This window comes from Methylobacterium sp. WL116 (assembly GCF_008039455.1).
Taxonomy (GTDB): domain Bacteria; phylum Pseudomonadota; class Alphaproteobacteria; order Rhizobiales; family Beijerinckiaceae; genus Methylobacterium.
In genome coordinates, this window is sequence record NZ_VRUV01000381.1 from 1 (window position 1) to 4,419 (window position 4,419).

At 69.3% G+C, this 4,419-nt stretch carries 4 protein-coding genes; 3 read left to right on the forward strand and 1 reads right to left on the reverse strand.

Annotated features, from left to right (window positions below; translation table 11 throughout):
• Positions 1 to 42: 42 nt before the first annotated feature.
• On the reverse strand, positions 43 to 303 hold the full coding sequence (locus tag FV223_RS20930) for a hypothetical protein (protein WP_147728811.1): 261 nt from the start codon (positions 301 to 303) through the stop codon (positions 43 to 45).
• Between the two features lie 283 nt (positions 304 to 586).
• Here FV223_RS20930 and FV223_RS20935 point away from each other — a divergent pair, with 283 nt between their 5' ends.
• The 3 genes from FV223_RS20935 to FV223_RS20950 form a co-directional block, all read left to right on the forward strand.
• A complete protein-coding gene (locus FV223_RS20935) occupies positions 587 to 2,371 on the forward strand; it encodes an acyl-CoA dehydrogenase C-terminal domain-containing protein (RefSeq protein ID WP_147728812.1) in 1,785 nt (594 codons plus the stop codon).
• A 213-nt stretch (positions 2,372 to 2,584) separates the two neighbouring features.
• On the forward strand, positions 2,585 to 3,793 hold the full coding sequence (locus tag FV223_RS20945) for an acetyl-CoA C-acetyltransferase (RefSeq protein WP_147728814.1): 1,209 nt from the start codon (positions 2,585 to 2,587) through the stop codon (positions 3,791 to 3,793).
• A gap of 110 nt (positions 3,794 to 3,903) precedes the next feature.
• A partial coding sequence (locus tag FV223_RS20950; RefSeq protein WP_246689745.1) for a hypothetical protein occupies positions 3,904 to 4,419 on the forward strand: 516 nt, incomplete at its 3' end.

Consider the following 4,419-nt stretch of genomic DNA (forward strand, 5'->3'; position numbering starts at 1 on the left):
GCCCTGCCCGGTCCGTCGCGGAGCGGTGGGTCTCTCGATAGTTCATATATAAACTATCCCGCCGTCCGGGGGCAAGAGGGGTGCGGCCGGCCGGGACGTCCCAAGATCCGAGGCGGGGCGGCGCGGCACCTTCGTGCTGGACTTCGCGGCCGCCTTGACCGAGCCCGCCTTCGCCTTGTCCGGCACGACGGAGGCGATCCACGTTTCCAGCGGGACGCCGGCGCGGCGGGCCACGTCGCGGGCAGCATCGAGCACGTCGGGATCGAAGTTGTCGAAGCTCGGCGTCGCGGTTCGGGTCATCATCGGGCCTGCGTTCGGCGGCGTTCGGCACCGGGCCCCGGCCACGTTCGCGCACGCTTGCGACGTGTCCGGAACGCGGTCCTCGGATCGGTTGTCCAGGACCATTAACTTTCTTGGTAAACACCGGGTTAAGAGGTCGAACATGGGTTGCATCGGTCGAAACCGCGGAACCCGGCCGCACCCCTCTTGCCCCCGGACGGCGGGATAGTTTATATATGAACTATCGAGAGACCCACCGCTCCGCGACGGACCGGGCAGGGCCTCCGCCCCCTTGGAGGATCGACACATGCCGAGCTATCGCGCCCCGGTCGAGGACACCCTGTTCCTCCTCAACGACGTGCTCGGCTTCCACAACCACGCCAACCTCGCGGGCTTCTCCGAGGCCACGCCGGACATGGTCGAGGCGGTGCTGAACGAGGGCGCCAAGCTCGCCGACGAGGTGCTGGCCCCGCTCAACCGCGTCGGCGACCTCGAAGGCTGCCTCCGCCGGGCCGACGGCTCGGTGACGACGCCGAAGGGCTTCAAGGCGGCCTACGACGCCTACGCCCAGGGCGGCTGGATGGGCCTGTCGGTGCCGGAGGAATACGGCGGCCAGGGGCTGCCGCACACGCTGAACACCGCGATCCAGGAATTCGCCTCCGGCGCCAACCTCGCGCTCGGGATGTATCCGGGCCTGACGCAGGGGGCGATGGCGGCTTTGCTGGTTCACGGCTCGGACGAGCAGAAGAGCACCTACCTGCCGAAGATGGTCGAGGGCGCCTGGACCGGCACCATGAACCTCACCGAGCCCCATTGCGGCACCGATCTCGGCCTCCTGAAGACCAAGGCCGTGCCGAACGGCGACGGCTCCTACGCGCTGACCGGCACCAAGATCTTCATCTCGGCGGGCGAGCACGACCTGTCGGAGAACATCGTCCATCTCGTCATCGCCCGGATCGAGGGCGCGCCGGCCGGCACCAAGGGGATCTCGCTCTTCGTGGTGCCGAAGTTCCTGGTGAACGCGGACGGCTCGGTCGGCGCGCGCAACGGCGTGTCCTGCGGCTCGATCGAGCACAAGATGGGCATCCACGGCAACTCGACCTGCGTGATGAACTACGACGGCGCCACCGGCTGGCTCGTCGGCCAGGAGAACCGCGGCCTCAACGCGATGTTCGTGATGATGAACGAGGCGCGGCTCGCCGTCGGCGTGCAGGGCCTCGGCCAGTCCGAGGTCGCCTACCAGAACGCCGTGGCCTACGCGAAGGACCGGCTGCAGGGCCGCTCGCTCACCGGCGCGAAGGCGCCGGACAGGGCCGCCGACCCGATCATCGTCCACCCCGACGTGCGCCGCACGCTGATGGGCATCCGCGCCTTCAACGATTCGGCGCGCGCGCTGATGCTCTGGACCGCGCTGCAATCCGACATCTCGCATCGCTCCGAGGACGCGAAGGAGCGCCAGACCGCCGACGACCTGCTCGGCCTGCTCACCCCCGTGGTCAAGGGCGTGCTCACCGACCGGGGCTTCGCCAACGCGGTTGAGGCGCAGCAGATGTTCGGCGGCCACGGCTACATCGAGGAATGGGGCATGTCGCAGTTCGTGCGCGATGCCCGCATCGCGATGATCTACGAGGGCGCCAACGGCATCCAGGCGATGGACCTGATCGGGCGCAAGCTGCCCAAAGACGGCGGTCGCGCGATGATGACCTTCCTCGGCGAGGTCCAGGCCTTCATCAAGGACAACGGCGAGGACGAGGCGCTGAAACCCTTCACCGCGCCGCTCCAGGCCGGGCTCAACGACCTGCAGGGCGCCACCATGTGGTTCATGCAGAACGCGTTCTCGAAGCCGGACAACGCCGGCGCCGGCGCCACCGACTACATGCATCTCCTCGGCCTCGTCGCGATGGGCTACATGTGGGGCAAGATCGCCAAGGCGGCGAACGCCAAGAAGGCCGAGCGGCCGGAGCGCATGGAGGCCAAGCTCGCCATCGGCCGGTTCTACATGGAGCGGGTGCTGCCCGAGACCGCGATGCGCTTCGGGCGGGTCAAGGCCGGCGCGGACACGACCATGGCCTTGCCGGCCGAGGCGTTCTGAGGGAGTTCTTCCCTCCCCCCTCTGCGGGGGGAGGGTGGCCCGCGAAGCGGGTCGGGAGAGGGGAGCGACGGTGCCGGATAACGCGCTCCCCTCTCCCGACCCTCGCTGACGCGAGGCCCACCCTCCCCCGCAGAGGGGGGAGGGACGTGAGGGAGCGTCGGACCGCGCAAGCCCTCGCTGTTGCCAAGTGGACAACGATCCGAGGGAAACGCCATGACCGAGGCCTTCATCTACGACCACGTCCGCACCCCCCGCGGCCGCGGTAAGCCGGACGGGTCGCTGCACGAGGTCACGGCGCTCCGCCTGGCCGAGACGGCGTTGCGCGCGCTCAAGGACCGCAACGGCCTCGACACCCGGAAGGTCGACGACGTGGTGCTCGGCTGCGTCGACCCGGTCGGCGAGGCCGGCGGCGACATCGCCCGGGCCGCGGCGCTGGTCGCCGACTACGGCAACCACGTGCCGGGCGTGCAGATCAACCGCTTCTGCGCCTCGGGCCTCGACGCGATCAACTTCGCCGCCGCCCAGGTCATGGCCGGCCAGCACGACATGACGGTGGGCGGGGGCGTCGAGTCGATGAGCCGCGTCGGCCTCGGCGCCTCGGGCGGCGCCTGGCCGGTCGACCCGGCGATCGCGATCAAGTCCTACTTCATGCCCCAGGGCGTCTCCGCCGACCTGATCGCCACCAAGTACGGGTTCAGCCGCGACGATTGCGACGCCTACGCCGTGCAGTCCCAGACCCGTTCGGGCAGGTCCTGGGCCGACGGCCTGTTCAAGGATTCGGTCGTGCCGGTGCGCGACGTGAACGGCATCACCCTGCTCGACCGCGACGAGCACATGCGGCCCGCGACCGACATGCAGTCGCTCGGGCAGCTGAAGGCCTCGTTCGTGCAGATGGGCCAGATGGGCGGCTTCGACGCGGTGGCGGTCGACGCGCATCCGGACGTCGAGGCGGTCGACCACGTCCACCATGCCGGCAACTCGTCGGGCATCGTCGACGGCGCCGCCGCGGTGCTGATCGGCTCGCGAGAGGCGGGCGTCGCCGCGGGCCTGAAGCCGCGTGCACGAATCCGCGCCTTCGCCAACATCGGCTCGGATCCGGCGCTGATGCTGACCGGCCCGGTCGACGTGACGAGGAAGGTGCTGGCGCGGGCCGGGATGCAGCTCTCCGACATCGACCTGTTCGAGGTCAACGAGGCCTTCGCCGCCGTGGTCCTGCGCTTCCAGCAGGCGTTCGACCTCGATCCGGCCAAGGTCAACGTCAACGGCGGCGCCATCGCCATGGGCCATCCGCTCGGCGCCACCGGCGCGATGATCCTGGGCACCGTGCTCGACGAGTTGGAGCGCACCGGCAAGGAGCGCGCCCTGGTGACCCTGTGCATCGGCGCCGGCATGGGCACGGCGACGATCATCGAGCGGGTCTGACGCGGTCTCGAACCGGCCGGCGCGTTCCCTATTCGACGCGAACGCTGCTAGAGCCGGCCCCGACCCGTGCCGGGAAACGGCGGGGACGACACGAACCTTTGGGAGAAACGATGACCCGCCTTCTCGCCACCCTGTGCCTGACGACCGCGCTCGCCCTGCCCATCGCCGCCCGCGCGGACGAGGCGGCCGACAAGGTCGCCGAGGCCAAGACGCTCGTCAGCAAGACGCTGATCAAGAACCTGAAGACCGGCTTCGACGCCGCGCTCGAGAAGACCGTCGCCGCGATGCCGGACGACAAGTCGGACTCCGTCCGTAAGGAGCTGATGGCCGAGTTCGACAAGCAGAGCGGCATCATGGTCGAGGGGCTGTCGAAGGAATACGCGACCAAGTTCACGCTGACCGAGCTCAAGCACCTCAACGAGATCTACGAGGACAAGACCTACCTCAAGTTCCAGGCCATCAACGCCGACCCGTCCTCGTCGGTGACGGCGATCTCGCAGGCTTCGGTGACGAAGCTGCTCAACATGCTGGCGATCGCGGCGGCCGGCGACAACACGCCGAAGGCCGGGGCTCCGATGCCTGCGCCGACTCCGGCACCCGCCCCGGCGCCCGCGCCGGCCGACGGG

Coding starts and splice junctions, on each gene's coding strand:
- FV223_RS20945 (WP_147728814.1), top strand. CDS start 2,585: ATGACCGAGGCCTTCATCTACGACCACGTCCGCACCCCCCGCGGCCGC.
- FV223_RS20930 (WP_147728811.1), bottom strand. CDS start 303: ATGATGACCCGAACCGCGACGCCGAGCTTCGACAACTTCGATCCCGAC.
- FV223_RS20935 (WP_147728812.1), top strand. CDS start 587: ATGCCGAGCTATCGCGCCCCGGTCGAGGACACCCTGTTCCTCCTCAAC.